The organism is Bacillus cereus, assembly GCF_002567495.1.
Taxonomy (GTDB): Bacteria; Bacillota; Bacilli; order Bacillales; family Bacillaceae_G; genus Bacillus_A; species Bacillus_A cereus_AQ.
This window is the reverse complement of sequence record NZ_NVAP01000044.1, coordinates 44,254-59,775: the sequence shown is the minus strand read 5'-3', so window position 1 is coordinate 59,775 and position 15,522 is coordinate 44,254. Positions and strand designations below refer to the sequence as shown.

The window sequence follows — 15,522 nt, the reverse complement described above, 5'->3', positions numbered from 1 at the left end:
GAAAAGCGGCAAAATGTTTGCCGCTATTTTGATGTTGAAAACATCCCAAAACTTCTTTTAAATAACTCCCACCAGCTTGCTGCAGCAACATCTTCTTTTGCTACAATTGTTTGTTTTAATAAAACCTCTTTATCTTTTTTAATAACAAGCGTACCAAGTGCATCACCTTTTTTAATCGGTGCTTTCACTTTCTTTTCAGCAATTACTTCTTGCTTTACTTTGTCCATATTTTCGCCCTTCTTCATAAGAAGAGATACATTATCTGACGCAACTAAATCTACTTTTTCTTTTTTACCTTTTCCTATTTGTATAGTCTTAATTTTTTCACCGCGCGTATACAATTTCTTTGTCATATATTGTCCAAATGCATAGTCAAGAAGCTTCGTCACTTGATTGTTCCGTTCTTTCGACGTTGGTGCTCCCATGACAACTGAAATGACACGCATGCCATTTTTTTCAGCCGATGCTGTTAAACAATATTTTGCTTCTGTCGTAAAGCCCGTTTTCACACCATCTACTCCAGGATAAAAACGTACTAACTTATTCGTATTAACGAGCCAAAACTTCTTATCCGTATCTTCTCGTAAATAATCTTCGTATTTACCTGTGTATTTGCGAATAAGTGGATACTTCATCAATTCTCTCGCCATTATAGCCATATCATTTGCTGTAGAATAATGATCTTTCGCCGGAAGACCTGTTGGGTTTTGAAAATGTGTATTTTTCAACCCTAAATCTTTCGCTTTTTTGTTCATCATATTTACAAATCCTTCTTCTGAACCAGCGATATGCTCTGCTACTGCAACAGATGCGTCATTTCCAGATGCAATTGCAATACCCTTTAGCATTTCATTTACAGTCATCTCTTCCCCAGGCTCTAGAAAGATTTGTGATCCACCCATTGAGGCTGCATGTTCACTTGCTCTAACTTTATCGGTCAGTTTTAGTTTTCCTTTTTCAACTTGTTCCATAATTAATAGCATTGTCATAATCTTCGTCATACTAGCAGGTGGTAACTTTTCATTCGGATTTTTATCAAATAAAACTTTACCTGTATCTTGCTCAATTACGATTGCTGACGACGCTTGTTCCGCTAACTTAGGCGTTGTTTCTTCTGTTTTCTCCTGCTTCGTCTTCTCAGATTGCGCGAAACTAACTGAAGTACCAGAAAGCAATAACATGAAACAAACAAGTATTCCAAAAACTCGCTTCATGACTAACCCTCCATTCTATATCAGACCTATTTTTTCCAATTTACCTTTTTTTAATACCAAATTTTTCTATTATTTTCAGTTGACAAATATATCCGTCCCCTATATTGTATTAAGTGTATTACACACATTAGTACACTTAATACATATGAGGAAGGAGACATTGCTCTTGCATATTCAACTTGACCCAAGAAGCAACACTCCGATATGGGAACAAATTGTTCAAAATATAAAAGAACTCGTATTAAAAAATATGTTGGCTCCAAGTGATAAACTTCCTTCTGTACGCGAGCTCGCTTCTTTACTCGTTATAAATCCAAATACAGTGAGTAAAGCGTATCAAGAGTTAGAGCGACAAGGAATTATTGAAACGTTACGAGGAAAAGGAACATTTGTATCCCAATCGATTACCCCAACATTAGACGAAAGGAAAATCGCTATGGTTGAAAAGCAATTTCATCAATTACTATTAGAAGCCTCTTATCTTGGTGTTACGAAAGATAAAATTCATGATTGGATAGATTCATACTATAAAGAGATTGGAGGAAATACGGATGCTGAAAGTGACAAGCTTGAAGAAAACAATTGATAATCAAACAATTTTAGACGATGTTTCTTTCACATTACAAAAAGGTAGTATCGTCGGGTTACTCGGAAGAAACGGCGCGGGAAAAACAACTTTATTACGAACGATGGTCGGCATTTTAGATCCAGATGAGGGAACTGTTACATATGAGGATACCGACATTCATAAAAATCCTGAAACGAAACAAAAAATCGTATATGTTCCAGATTCCACTAACATACTGAACGGTTATACTGTAAAAGAAATCGTGAAGTTTTATAAAGCCGTTTATACGGCATTTGATGAAGCATATTTCTATGAACTGCTAGAACGTTTCAACTTACCAAACAAACGAATTCGTAGTTATTCAAAAGGAATGAAAGCACTGCTTGCCATCATTTTAGCTGTTTCTGCAAAAGCTGAATATATCATTTTAGATGAACCGACAAACGGTCTGGATCCTATCGTTAAAAGACAAATCCTCCAATTTCTCGTTGGAGAAGTTGCAGAAAAAGAAATTACCATTTTCATCTCTACCCATCATTTAGATGAAGTTGAACAAATTGCAGATACAATCATTATATTAAAAGGCCATACTATATCTTCTATTACATCACTAGACGATGCAAAATCACAATTCGCTAAAATCCAAGTTGCTTATGAACGATCATTACCTCAAAAACTAGAAAACTTAAGCAATATTAAAATATTAAACCAGACGGGAAAAGTATATACGATTTTAATAGAAGGAAATGTAGCTGTAACGCTTGAGAAGTTTTATAAAGAGCAACCTATACTCATTGAAGAATTAACAATGTCACTTGAAGATGTCTTCGTTACGACACTGGAGGAGGATGGGTATGTTTCATAAAGCGTTGTGGATGTGGAATTGGAATCGTGGGAAATATGCTGTATTAATAATGTTTTTAGTAAGTATATATATTTTCCCTTATAAATACTATAAGGCATCCCAAACTCAGATGAATTTTTTCTATAAATATAACCCGACAGGAGAGTTTTATTACGACTATTACTTCTCAGATTACAATTCCATTATTATTCTCTCAATCATTGCACTAGCTTGCTTAATGATTGGATGGGAACGTAGCAATTTGAAGTTGAGTGATTCTTTAATGGTAATGCCTTTTAGACGTAGCACCATCTTTTTTTCGAAATGGTTATTTGGCATTATTCACATTGTTGCATGTCTTTTACTATGCTGGGCTCTAATGTACCTTGTATATAGAACGACAATTCACTTTGAATTTCAATCATTCAACTTTTTCCATAGATATTTTTTCTATGCAATAATTACTTATATTGCACTCTATACTACAGCTTTGTGTATCGGAACTTTTACAGGAAGTATCATTTCTCAAGGTACCTTCTGTACTTTATATTTAATTAAAGGGTTTGGAATTCTTTCTTTGCTCTTCTCTTTTTATAATGCACATTTAAACATGGATACAGAACATTCTTCAAATAAATATGAAGCAATCTTTCATTTAAACCAGCAAACAGAAATTCTTGCTCCCATAAAAAATTTTCATATTCGATATAATTATGATATGAGGAACCAACCAACTAAAAAGGAAGGACCTGTATTCTATGACTATAGTTCTCCTAAAATATTACTAGTACCCATTCTATATACAATATGTTCCTTAATATTGGGGGGGATTTTATATAAGCATTCACCTAATGAAAATAATAAAAAAGTATTTTCATTTCAAAAGAAACAAAAACTATGGATTGTTGGGACAACTTTCTATTTTGCTTTAATAGGTGGGAGCATGTTACACTATTCTGATTTAATATTCAGCTATTATTTTGGGCTAATTTTATTTGGAACCCTCAGCTATTTTTCACTTTCACGCCTTACAAATTATAAAGTTCTATAAAGGAGAGATCCTATGTTTCAAAAAGCATTATGGTTACACAGCTATAAACAAGGAAAATATTTCATTTGGCTTTTTTGGATTACTAGCTTCTATACACTATCTTATAAATATTATGTAGATGCCGCAAAATCCTTTCATTTTTCACAAACTATCACAGAAAAAGTTAATTATCATTATCAATATTTCCTTAGTCCTGAAGACCATTTATTTATACAGGGAATTGTAATCATTGCGTTAGCATGTGTGCTGATTGGTTGGGAACGCCATAATAAAATCATGGACTCTTTATGGTCGCTTCCTTTTAAGCGAAGATATATATATCTTACAAAATGGTTACTAGGGGTACTTAATATTATTGCTGTCTATGCAATAAATTGGGGACTTTTCGCAATTTTAAAAAAGACGACCTTTCATAATAAATACCAGTTATTCTCACCATTTCATTCTTATTTTCTTTATACAGCCATTGTATTAATTGCTATTTATACTTTGACACTATTTATGGGAACAATAACTGCTAATATACTTTCTCAAAGTATATTCACTGGTATTATGCTTATTTTACCATTCGGATTGGCATTACTTTGGGCTGGTTTTATTTCAGTCCACCTGTACGGAACTCACGAGAAAACTTACAAAATTGAAAATCAATATGTATCAGTTTCATCGCATATAAATATACTTTCACCTATTGAGGACTTAGAAGTTAGATTTGATTACGATCCAGAATCAGCTTACACAGATCAAAACGGTAAACGAATAAACGAACCTAATTTTTCGAAAATACCCTCTGCTTGGAACTTATTAAGTCCAATTATGTATATACTTATCTTATTACCTTTAGGTACCTATTTATATACACAATCGCCTAATGAACAAAACGGTAAATTGCTTTTATTCTCAAAACTCCACAAGCCTTTTATAGCATGTACTGTATTTTGTTTCGCCCTATTTGGAGGTCGAATAATAGGAGGAACACAATCAATTATTGGTTATTATATTGGCTTTGGTGTAATTGGTCTAATTTGCTATATCGTGTTATCACGCTTATTAAAGAAAAAGATTTATTGGAGATTAAAATAACAAAATGTAATTTTTTAATAAATAACCTCCTTCAAAAGGAGGTTATTTCACATTCTCTCTCCTATCCCCATACACCATCTCTTCTTTCATCCCAAATCCATCACCGTTTTGCACAATTTGCTCTGTCGGTGCAACGACACTTTCAGCAATTTTCCATTCTCCACGCTCTTTCACGAATACTTGTAAAAAATAGTTCATACCATCTAATTGATATGCATTTTCTTTTTTCACATTATAGTGAATCGCAATGTAGTACACTTGAATGTTTTCTTTTCCTGCTTTTGATACGTATTGCGATACTCTCGGTATATAGAGGGCCGCTTTCTGAAAAGGTAGTTGTTTCGCTTTAACAAGGGATGAACTTGTTACGTTACGTAATGTGTCCTGATTACGAATATTATCACTATGGTGAAATAATATTGCGTTTTGCATAGAACGAACCCATAATTTCGAATATAAGACTGTATTATCGTTTTCAATGTACTTCACTTCTTTTCGCACCACTTGGATAGGCGTATCTGCGTACGTAAATGCTTGAAAACAGAAAAAACTACCAAATAAAATAGTAAGTGCAGCAATATATTTCATAATCTTTCCTCCGATCTTTTAATTAAAGTATCGGAGTTTCAAAATATTTTTATTCAAAAGAAAAAGGATAGGAAAGCTATCGCTTCCTATCCTCATTTATTATAATACGCGGCCAAATAGTTCTAAGACCATTTCTATTTCTTGGTCGCTCCAACCTTTAAATCTCTCTTTATAATATTCTTTACGCACAGCTTCAAGTTTTTCAGTTACTTCTCTTCCGTGCTCTGTAATTTCTAAGTACACGATACGACGATCTGAATTAGAACGTTTTCTTTCTACTAACCCTTTTCGTACGAGACGATCTGTAACAGCTGTAATATGACTGGAGGTTACGTTTACTTCACTCGCAATTTGCGAAGCCATCTGTGGACTGTTTAAAAATAACGCACGTAATACAGAAAATTCATTATATGGCATATGTTCTGCAAAACGTGTATTAATATCATTTTGTAATAAACGTATCATTTTTCGAAATGATGCAGATAAATCTAAAATCAGCGTTTCTCTTTTTTCGTTCAATAGCCTCGTCCCTTTTTTATCATATTTACACATATTATAATCTATAAATACCTATGTTGTATATGCTTTCTTTCCTCAACATTCTCATTTATGTAACTTTTTTCATATAAATTTCTTTTTTGTTCACACATATACATATAAAAAGGATGGTGATGGAAAATGCAGAATGGAATGAATCCTTATTTACACAACGTACGCACAGCTAATACTGGTAAAGAAGCTACTATTACTGTACAAGGCGAAGGTGTTGTCAAAGCAAAACCAAACGTTGTTATATTAACACTTGGCATTCGAACAGATGATAAAAATGTAAAACAGGCTCAAGAAGAAAATGCAGTACAATCCAAACAATTGCTGGATGCACTTAAACAGATTGGGATTGCCGATAAAGATATAGAAACGATTTCTTATACAATTACTCCGCAATACGAATATGTAAATGATAAAGCATTGCTACAAGGATACCGTGTGGAGCATTTGTATGAAATTACCGTTTTAAATGTACAAAAAGCTGGGGAAGTATATGATATAGCCGTTTCAAATGGCGCAAATGTAGCAAAAGGTTTACGTTTTCGAGTATCTCATCCAAATAAATATTATGAGCAAGCTCTCATTCAAGCTCTGCACCAAGCAGTAGAAAAAGCTCGTGCTATTGCGAGTACATATAATTTAAATATTAATCCTGTTCCCCTCTCATTCGTTGAAGAATCTGCCCAATTACCACGGGAAGTTACGTCTTATGCTACTTTACATGCGCAAGCAGCCCCACCCATTCAATCGGGTGAATTAGAAATCATTTCATCTATACGGGCTATTTTTACGTATTTATAACGAATTCTCTTTACAAGTAAACGTTATCATTTTACTTGTTGTAAAAACATGATGTTCTGATATAATAAAGGACGGTGAGCTCTTACAAAAGAGATATCACGGGTGGGAGAGGGATATGAAAAAGAAGGTTTAACATGAAAGGAATACTTGAAAGAACATTTAAATTAGGTTTACACGAAACATCACCAAAACAAGAAGTTTTAGCTGGAGTTACGTCATTTTTCACAATCGTATATATTATGATTGTAAATGCGTCAATCTTATCAGATGCTGGCATTCCTCTTGAAGCTGGAATTTTAGCAACTGTTTTCAGTTCATTTGTCGGATGTCTGCTCATGGCATTTTGGGCAAATGCACCTGCTATTCTTGTCCCTGGTATGGGTGTAAATGCATTCTTCACGTACACAGCTGTGCATACGCTTGGACTAACTTGGCAAGAAGCTTTAGCCGCTGTCTTTATCTCTGGTATTATTTTTGCAATTGCCGCTTTTACACCAATCGCTCGCGTGCTATCAGTATCAATTCCAAAGTCATTAAAGGAAGCTATTACTGTCGGCATTGGATTATTTTTAGCGTTTATCGGATTGCAAAAAGGTGGTTTAGTCGTTTCGAACCCCAATACTGCTGTTGCAATGGGGAAATTAAGTAATCCTGTCGTTCTCGCGACATTACTTACTCTTATCATTGCACTTGTATTATTTATTCGTAACGTACGTGGAAACTTTTTATGGACGATTGCAATAGGAACTGGTATCTCATGGCTATTTGGTCTTGTTGATACGAGTCAAGTGGGAAATAGTTCATTCTCATTCGCTAATTACGGCGATGTATTTGGAGCTATGTCATTTGGAAAACTTTCTTCCTTACCGTTTTTGATTGCCACATTTTCTTTAAGCATGGTGCTTATTTTTGAGAACATGGGACTTCTGCACGGTTTATTAGAAGATGATCGTAAATTCCCACGTGCTTACCAAGCCAATGCAATTTCAGCAATGACATGTGGTCTATTTGGCACAAGCCCTACTGTTTCAACAGTAGAAAGTGCCGCAGGTATTACTGCAGGTGGTAAGACAGGTCTGACGTCTATCGTTACTGGGATGTTATTCTTTGCATCACTGTTTGCTCTTCCGTTTGTCAAATTAATTCCTGATAGTGCCATTGCACCAATCTTAATTATTATTGGCGGTCTGATGATTACAAGCATTCAACAAATTCCTCTGAACGACTTTTCAGAAGGATTTCCAGCATTCTTAATTATCGTTATGATCCCGCTCACATATAGTATCGCTGATGGCATTGCGTTCGGATTTATTGCTTACCCAATCTTAAAAGTTGCTCTTGGAAAGCGTAAAGAAGTCGCACCGTCTATGTATATCATTACATGCTTATTCTTAGCCATGTTTGTATTACATGCTATTGGTTAAGTAAAAAAACACCGAGNNCTCGGTGTTTTTTTACTTAAACCATCCTTTTTTATAAAACCAGGCCATCATTCCGCCGCCAATTAATGCCATTAGAAGGAGACAAATAAAATAACTATATTGCCCACCAAGCTCTGGCATATGCGTAAAGTTCATTCCATATACTCCCGCAATAAATGTTAATGGCATGAAAATAGTCGAGAATACAGTTAATGTTTTCATAATGTTATTCATATGATGTGAATTTAATGAAAAATAGCTATCCCGGATATCTGCCGTTAACTCACGACTTGCCTCAATCATTTCCGTAAGTTTAAGTAAATGATCATGTATATCTTTAAAATAAATCTCATGATCACTTATACCGTAAAAACGAGTGGAATTCAATATACGATACAATAAATCACGCATCGGAATGATTGTACGTCTTAACTTAGATAAATCTGCCCTAATATCGAATACTTCTTCTAGTACCGCTCCCGCTGTCTCACCTGTTAAATTATCATCAATTGCATTTAAATGATCTTCAATGTAATATACAGGTGCGAAATAATCATCTACAATTTGATCAGTAATCGTATGTGCTACATGTAAAGGCCCCTTCTTAATCCACTTCTTCTCACCAATCGTTTTCCATACTCTTTCAATTGCATTATTATGAGAAAAATGGAAAGAAACAATATAGCGATCACTAACAAACAAATCAATTTCATGTGGTTCTAGTCCATCTTCTCCAAACGCATGAAGAACTAAAAAATTATATCCATCATAAAAATCAACTTTTGGCCTCTGTACATATTCTAGACAGTCTTCAATTGCAAGGGGATGGAACTTAAAATGATCTTGCAAAATATATGTATACTCTTCTTTCGTTGGCTTATATAAATCTAGCCAATACCATACAATATGGTCTTTCGTTGTTTCTTCTAGCGAAACATCATATAACACTTCATCTGTTTTTGTTACTGCACAAATTCTAATCATAATTTCACCCATTATTATTATAAACAAAAAATAGTAAAAAAAGCCAAGGAGAAATCTCCTCAGCCTTTTTTTATTACTTCGTTACGATACCGTGTACTAAAGTTGGTGCATCTACGTGTTCTTTAGAGATCTTCATGTTCTCATAAATTTTCGCTTTTACATCTTCAACATTTTCGCGGTTTGCGTAAATTGTAACAAGGGATTCACCTTGCTTCACGCTATCCCCTACTTTTTTGCGAAGCATTAGACCAACTGCTAAATCAATTTCAGACTCTTTCGTTGCACGTCCTGCCCCTAAAAGCATAGCTGCTGTTCCGATTTCGTCTGCAACGATTTCTGATACATATCCGTCTTCTTTCGCTTCTACTTCAATTTTAAATTGTGCTTGTGGCAATTTAGAAGGATCATCAACAACAGATGCGTCGCCGCCTTGCGCTGATAAGAACGTTTTAAATGATTCTAGCGCTTTACCATTGTTCATTACTTCAATTAATTTCTCACGTGCATCTTCTAAAGATGAAGCTTGTCCAGCAAGGTACACCATTTGACTTCCAAGTGTTAAACATAACTCTTCTAAATCTTTCGGCCCTTTACCTTGTAATGTATCAATTGCTTCTTGTACTTCTAATGCGTTACCGATAGCTTCACCGAGCGGTTGACTCATATCAGAAATAACTGCCATCGTATTACGACCAACGTTATTACCGATACGTACCATTGCTTCTGCTAAACGTTTTGCATCTTCATCCGTTTTCATAAATGCACCTGCTCCAGTTTTTACATCAAGAACAATTGCATCTGCACCAGCAGCAATTTTTTTACTCATAATCGAACTTGCAATAAGCGGAATTGAGTTTACTGTTGCTGTTACATCACGAAGTGCATATAACTTTTTATCAGCAGGTGTTAAGTTACCACTTTGGCCGATAACAGCGATTTTGTTTTCATTTACAAGACGCATGAATTCATCGTTTTCAATTTCCACATGGAATCCTGGAACTGCTTCTAATTTATCAATTGTACCACCAGTATGTCCTAAACCGCGTCCAGACATTTTCGCTACTGGTACACCTAAAGCAGCTACTAATGGACCTAATACAAGTGTCGTTGTATCACCAACACCACCTGTTGAATGCTTATCTACTTTTACACCTTCAATAGCTGATAAGTCGATTGTATCACCGCTATTTACCATTGCCATCGTTAAATCAGCACGCTCTTGATCGTTCATATCTTGGAAGAAAATTGCCATTGCAAGTGAACTTACTTGATAATCAGGAATATCACCATTTGTATATCCTTCAACAATAAAGTTAATTTCTTCTGTCGTTAATGCATGTCCGTCACGTTTTTTTGCAATTAGGTCCACCATTCTCATTGTGAAGTCACCCCTTCATTTGTTGTACGATTGCTTTTACTAATGCTAAGAAGTTAGCTTTAACACGTTCTGTCGTTTCAATTACTTCATCATGGTGAAGTGGCTGATCTAAAATACCAGCTGCCATATTTGAAATACAAGAAATACCTAATACTTTCATACCAGCATGACGCGCTACAATTACTTCAGGTACTGTTGACATACCAACTGCATCTCCGCCAAGTGTACGAAGCATACGAATTTCAGCAGGTGTTTCATATACAGGACCTGTCATTCCAACGTATACACCTTCTTGTACTTTAATATTTAAGTCTGCTGCAACCTGTTTCGCCATTTCACGAAGTTCTACTGTATATGATGTAGACATATCAGGGAAACGTACGCCCATTTCAGAATCATTTGGTCCGATTAATGGATTCGTACCCATGAAGTTGATGTGGTCTGAAATTAACATAAGGTCGCCTGGCTCGAATGATGTATTTACACCACCAGCTGCGTTTGTTACAACAACAGTTTCTACACCTAGTTCTTTCATAACACGAACTGGGAATGTTACCTTTTGCATGTCGTATCCTTCATAGAAGTGGAAACGTCCTTGCATTGCTACTACTGTTACACCTTGAAGTGTACCGAATACTAGTTGACCTGCATGACCTTCTACAGTTGATACTGGGAACTCAGGGATTTCACTGTAAGGTACTGTTACTGCGTTCTCAATTTCATCTGCTAATACACCTAGTCCAGATCCAAGGATTAGTCCTACTTGTGGTGTCTCTTGAAATTTCTCTTTTAAGTATGAAGCTGATTTTGTAATAAGTTCACGATTCATTTGTTTATCCCCCTATTTCTTTAGCTCGTTTAAGAAGCTTGTTCCGTATTCTGGCATTTTCACACCGAAGTTTTCTGCTACAGTTGCACCAATATCAGCAAATGTTTGACGAAGTGCTAATTCTTGTCCGCCTTCTTTCATGCTTGGGCTATATGCTAATAACGGTACGTATTCACGTGTATGGTCAGTACCAGGGTGAATTGGATCATTACCATGGTCTGCTGTAATTAATAATAAATCATCTTCTTTTAGTTTTTCGAATACTTCCGGAAGACGCGCATCATATTCTTGCAGAGCTTCTCCATATCCTTGTGGATCACGGCGGTGACCAAATAATGCATCAAAGTCAACTAAGTTTAAGAAGCTAAGACCTGTAAAGTCCATATTTAATGTATCTACAAGTTTGTCCATTCCATCCATATTAGACTTCGTACGAAGTGATTCAGTTACCCCTTCACCATCATATATGTCAGAGATTTTACCGATAGCAATAACATCATAGTCACTATCTTTTAATTCATTCATTACTGTACGACCGAATGGTTTTAGCGCATAGTCATGACGGTTTGGTGTACGTGTAAAGTTTCCAGGTTCACCAACGAATGGACGAGCGATAACACGACCTACCATGTACTTCTCATCTAATGTTAATTCACGTGCAATTTTACAAATTTTATATAACTCTTCAAGTGGTACTACTTCTTCGTGTGCTGCAATTTGCAGTACGCTATCAGCAGAAGTGTAAACGATTAAAGAACCTGTTTCCATTTGTTCTTGACCAAGCTCATCAAGAATCTCAGTTCCAGAAGCTGGCTTATTACCGATAATTTTACGGCCTGTTTTTTCTTCTAACTCATCAAGTAATTCTTTCGGGAATCCTTCTGGGAACACTTGGAACGGTGTATCAATGTAAAGACCCATAATTTCCCAGTGCCCTGTCATTGTATCTTTACCAGTAGATTTTTCTTGCATCTTTGTATAATATCCAAGAGGCTTCTCTACTTTAGAGATCCCTTTCATTTCACGAATGTTACCAAGACCTAATTTCACCATGTTTGGCATTTGTAATCCATTCATATGTTCAGCAATGTGACCAATTGTGTCAGAACCTAAATCACCAAATTGCTCAGCATCCGGTGCTTCACCGATTCCTACAGAGTCCATTACGACTAGGAATATACGTTTATATTTATTCATAACTGCGACCTCCTATAAGTTCAGTTCTACTTCTTGTAGTATGTTCAAAACGCTATAAAGTGAAACTGTTATCCATAAGAATTCTCATTGTCAAACAGTACTTCTTTAAATCATTCTCTAACCTATTTCGTTTACTTAAAACGATTCAAAAACATTTCTAGTTTTTTCTAAGTCAGATGTCAGACATCTGATACTGATATCATAACATGTTTACGCTTTCTTTTTAATACATTTTCGTAGAATTTCTTATTTTCTTCACACTTCTATTGTAATCCATTATGCAACGAAGTGCTAATTATTTTATGATTTATTTCTTCATAACAAAAATAAAAAGCAGCTCTAAAGAGCTACTTTTTATTTTACTTCTACCGTTTCTTCTTTATGTTCATGCAATTCGCCTTTTCTTACATGCACTTTCACTTTGTAAGCACCGTTCTCTTTGAAAGTATGTTTCGTTTCATACTCTCCTTTATTCCCTTCTTTCGCTGGAATAAATTCGTGTTTTTCAACACCATCTTTCCAAATCTCTAGTTGTACTTCAGCACCAGTTAATGCTTCTTCTTTTTGCTTTAAATGAACTTTCATTGTAGATTCAGCATTTGCCTTTATGTCTCCAGCCATAAGATGGATCATTGTGTCACTTTTATGATCTCCATGTCCTGCACTGTGGTCGCTATTTTCTTTTTTCGCATCTTCTACTTTCGCATTCCCTACAACAACTTTGTGTGCTGGCATAACGTGCATATCGCGTGCATTTGTATGAGGAATAATATGATATACTCCATCAGTTTCAAATGTTTTCTCTACAGCATAAACACCTTTACCCTTATGCTTACCATCTAACATTTCATGTTTCTCGTCGCCATCTTTCCAAATTTCAAACTTTACGTCATCAGCATCCGTTACTCTTTCTTTTCCTTGTGTAACAAGTGCTTGTACTTCTGTTTTTTCACCAGGTTTAATTTCTTTCGGATTCGTTTGAAGCGCTACGTTTATACTTTCAAGTTTCTTTTCTTTTTTCGGTTCTTCTTTGTTTGTATTACAGCCAGCCAATGCTAACATCGCGATAAATAATGTCATAATAAGTTTTTTCATCATCATTTCCTCCTTTATACCTTATTTAGTATAGAGGAAATGCATTGTAATATTCCAGTCTTCTGCTGAAAACAATGTACGAAATGTTTGTGAAGTTTCTGTGAAACGGTCTATCCTTCTGAATCTATGAAAAAAGAGCATAGTAACTATGCTCTCGGATGAAACTGTTTATATACATCTTTTAATCTAGCTTTTGAAACATGCGTATAAATTTGCGTCGTCGAAATATCTGCATGTCCAAGCATTTCTTGTACAGCACGTAAATCTGCTCCATTTTCTAATAAATGCGTAGCAAACGAGTGACGTAACGTATGAGGTGTAAGCTCTTTTTCAATATTTGCTTCTTTCGCTAATCGTTTTAATATTTTCCAAAATCCTTGTCTTGATAATCGATTACCATGATGGTTTAAAAAGAGTGCATCTACTACTTTTTTCCCCATCAATTCTCTTCTTCCTTTTTCAATATACTTTTGAATCGCTTCCGTTGCTAAACTTCCTAGTGGAATAATTCTTTCTTTATTCCCTTTCCCTATGCAACGAACAAATCCCATCGTTAAATGTACATCTTCTAAATTGAGTGCAATCAATTCTGAAACACGAAGTCCTGTTGCATACAGTAACTCTAGCATCGCCTTATCACGAATCCCAAAAGCACTTGTCATTTTTGGTGTTTGAAGTAACGCCTCTACTTCATCAACTGATAATACTTTTGGTAATTTCCGTTCCCCTTGCGGCGTTTCAATATGTACGGATGGATCGTGTTCTACCGCTCGTTCACGAAGTAAAAATTGGTGGAACGAACGAATTGATGCAATATGACGCGCCAATGTTTTCGAAGATTTTCCGTTTTCTTTTAAATACTGCAAAAAGTTAACAATGTGTAAACGGGTCACTTCATGAAAAGTTTTTGCCTGTTCCACATTTTGCAAATACTTTACGTAGCTTTTTAAATCCCGTTCATAAGATACTACTGTATTTTTTGCTAATCCTTTTTCGACAACCATATAATGAATAAAATCTTTTAATTGATCTTCCACTCTGCACTACTCCCCATTTTCATAGAAAAACATCATTCTATTTACGAAAGCATCCTTTGCCGGTTCTTCATTCCCTGATACTTTTTCTACAGTCTCTTCTTTAGGCTTTTCATAACGATGATAGCTTTCATATTCTTCATTTATCCATAGTATAGCGAAATAAAACAAAATCGTACAACTTGTAAATAATAAAAATACTTTCATTCCATCAAAAGTTAATTTTAAAGCTCGGCGCATTGTAAATTCCTCCAAAATATAAGTTATTACAACATATGCCAAGCTTTCACCAATTTATACCTTATTCAAATAAAAAACCTCTTCCTAGATAAATAGGAAAAGGTTATTTTTCATCCGTTTCATTTTCTTGACAATTTTTACAAATTCCATGGAATGTTAAACGATGATCTTTCACCTTAAAGCTCCAGTCTCGTTCTACTTTCCTTTCCACTTCACCAAGTAAATCTTCTTGTATTTCTTGTACAGCACCACATTGTGTACAAATCAAATGATGGTGAAAACGCTGCGCACCTTCTTGGCGTAAGTCATAGCGTGAAACACCGTCTCCGAAGTTAATCTTATCGACAACTTTTAACTCAGATAATAGTTCTAAAGTTCGATAGACGGTTGCTAATCCGATCTCTGGCGACTTTTCTTTTACAAGGAGGTAAACATCTTCTGCGCTTAAATGATCTTCTTCATTTTCTAGCAGCACACGAACTGTTGCTTCACGTTGCGGTGTTAATTTATAGCTCGCTGCATGTAATTGCTTCTTAATTCGTTCAATTCTTTCTTCCATTCGGTACTACTCCCTCCTCGCCACTCTTACACCATTATATCAGAAGAAGGGCTTCTGTCAAAAGAAAAAACAATAAAAACAAATTGA

At 35.3% G+C, this 15,522-nt stretch carries 17 protein-coding genes; 6 read left to right on the top strand and 11 right to left on the bottom strand.

All coding sequences use genetic code 11. The features are described 5' to 3' along the window. Positions 1–23 precede the first annotated feature (23 nt). Positions 24–1,214, bottom strand: a complete 1,191-nt coding sequence (gene dacF / locus COK05_RS21220) for a serine-type D-Ala-D-Ala carboxypeptidase DacF (protein ID WP_098614134.1) — start codon at positions 1,212–1,214, stop codon at positions 24–26. A gap of 166 nt (positions 1,215–1,380) precedes the next feature. Between dacF and COK05_RS21210 the strand changes: the two genes are divergently transcribed. Genes COK05_RS21210 through COK05_RS21195 form a run of 4 tightly spaced genes read left to right on the top strand, consistent with a single transcriptional unit; the run spans position 1,381 to position 4,760 of the window. Beyond that, positions 1,381–1,800 (top strand): GntR family transcriptional regulator, encoded by a 420-nt coding sequence (locus COK05_RS21210; protein ID WP_000548040.1) that lies wholly within the window; start codon positions 1,381–1,383, stop codon positions 1,798–1,800. Then, positions 1,766–2,647 carry an ABC transporter ATP-binding protein gene (locus COK05_RS21205; protein WP_098614133.1) on the top strand — a complete coding sequence of 294 codons (882 nt, stop codon included), beginning with the start codon at positions 1,766–1,768 and terminating at the stop codon, positions 2,645–2,647. Before COK05_RS21210 ends, COK05_RS21205 begins: the two co-directional genes overlap by 35 nt. Beyond that, positions 2,637–3,677 (top strand): acetoin ABC transporter permease, encoded by a 1,041-nt coding sequence (locus tag COK05_RS21200; protein WP_098614132.1) that lies wholly within the window; start codon positions 2,637–2,639, stop codon positions 3,675–3,677. Before COK05_RS21205 ends, COK05_RS21200 begins: the two co-directional genes overlap by 11 nt. Before the next feature lie 12 nt (positions 3,678–3,689). Next, positions 3,690–4,760: an ABC transporter permease subunit gene (locus COK05_RS21195; protein WP_098614131.1), complete on the top strand. Its 1,071-nt coding sequence runs from the start codon at positions 3,690–3,692 to the stop codon at positions 4,758–4,760. Positions 4,761–4,802: 42 nt separating this feature from the next. On the opposite strand, the gene COK05_RS21190 is transcribed toward COK05_RS21195, so the two are convergent. Together COK05_RS21190 and COK05_RS21185 are read right to left on the bottom strand one after the other, a co-directional pair. Beyond that, positions 4,803–5,348: a hypothetical protein gene (locus COK05_RS21190; protein WP_098614130.1), complete on the bottom strand. Its 546-nt coding sequence runs from the start codon at positions 5,346–5,348 to the stop codon at positions 4,803–4,805. Between the two features lie 99 nt (positions 5,349–5,447). After that, a complete protein-coding gene (locus COK05_RS21185; protein ID WP_001003307.1) occupies positions 5,448–5,867 on the bottom strand; it encodes a MarR family winged helix-turn-helix transcriptional regulator in 420 nt (139 codons plus the stop codon). A 159-nt stretch (positions 5,868–6,026) separates the two neighbouring features. Between COK05_RS21185 and COK05_RS21180 the strand changes: the two genes are divergently transcribed. Together COK05_RS21180 and COK05_RS21175 are read left to right on the top strand one after the other, a co-directional pair. Beyond that, the gene (locus COK05_RS21180; protein WP_098614129.1) at positions 6,027–6,698 is read left to right on the top strand and encodes an SIMPL domain-containing protein; all 672 of its coding nucleotides are present in this window, start codon (positions 6,027–6,029) and stop codon (positions 6,696–6,698) included. Positions 6,699–6,832: 134 nt separating this feature from the next. Next, positions 6,833–8,122, top strand: a complete 1,290-nt coding sequence (locus tag COK05_RS21175) for an NCS2 family permease (RefSeq protein WP_098614128.1) — start codon at positions 6,833–6,835, stop codon at positions 8,120–8,122. 30 nt (positions 8,123–8,152) lie between these two features. Here COK05_RS21175 and corA read toward each other — a convergent pair whose 3' ends face one another. From corA to fur, 8 genes are all read right to left on the bottom strand, one after another. Next, positions 8,153–9,115 carry a magnesium/cobalt transporter CorA gene (corA, locus tag COK05_RS21170; protein ID WP_141539196.1) on the bottom strand — a complete coding sequence of 321 codons (963 nt, stop codon included), beginning with the start codon at positions 9,113–9,115 and terminating at the stop codon, positions 8,153–8,155. Positions 9,116–9,176: 61 nt separating this feature from the next. Then, entirely contained in the window at positions 9,177–10,481 is a 1,305-nt protein-coding gene (locus COK05_RS21165) for a pyrimidine-nucleoside phosphorylase (protein WP_001243080.1), read from the bottom strand. Positions 10,482–10,488: 7 nt separating this feature from the next. Continuing rightward, complete coding sequence (locus tag COK05_RS21160; protein ID WP_098614126.1) at positions 10,489–11,310, bottom strand: purine-nucleoside phosphorylase; 822 nt, start codon at positions 11,308–11,310, stop codon at positions 10,489–10,491. Positions 11,311–11,322: 12 nt separating this feature from the next. Next, positions 11,323–12,507, bottom strand: coding sequence for a phosphopentomutase (gene deoB / locus COK05_RS21155; RefSeq protein ID WP_098614125.1), 1,185 nt, complete (start codon positions 12,505–12,507; stop codon positions 11,323–11,325). 354 nt (positions 12,508–12,861) lie between these two features. Further along, complete coding sequence (locus COK05_RS21150; RefSeq protein WP_141539195.1) at positions 12,862–13,605, bottom strand: FixH family protein; 744 nt, start codon at positions 13,603–13,605, stop codon at positions 12,862–12,864. A gap of 143 nt (positions 13,606–13,748) precedes the next feature. Continuing rightward, a complete protein-coding gene (gene xerD / locus COK05_RS21145) occupies positions 13,749–14,639 on the bottom strand; it encodes a site-specific tyrosine recombinase XerD (protein ID WP_098614123.1) in 891 nt (296 codons plus the stop codon). 6 nt (positions 14,640–14,645) lie between these two features. Next, a complete protein-coding gene (locus COK05_RS21140; protein WP_001250436.1) occupies positions 14,646–14,876 on the bottom strand; it encodes a YqzK family protein in 231 nt (76 codons plus the stop codon). 103 nt (positions 14,877–14,979) lie between these two features. After that, positions 14,980–15,435: a ferric iron uptake transcriptional regulator gene (fur, locus tag COK05_RS21135; RefSeq protein ID WP_000392657.1), complete on the bottom strand. Its 456-nt coding sequence runs from the start codon at positions 15,433–15,435 to the stop codon at positions 14,980–14,982. Positions 15,436–15,522: the final 87 nt, after the last annotated feature.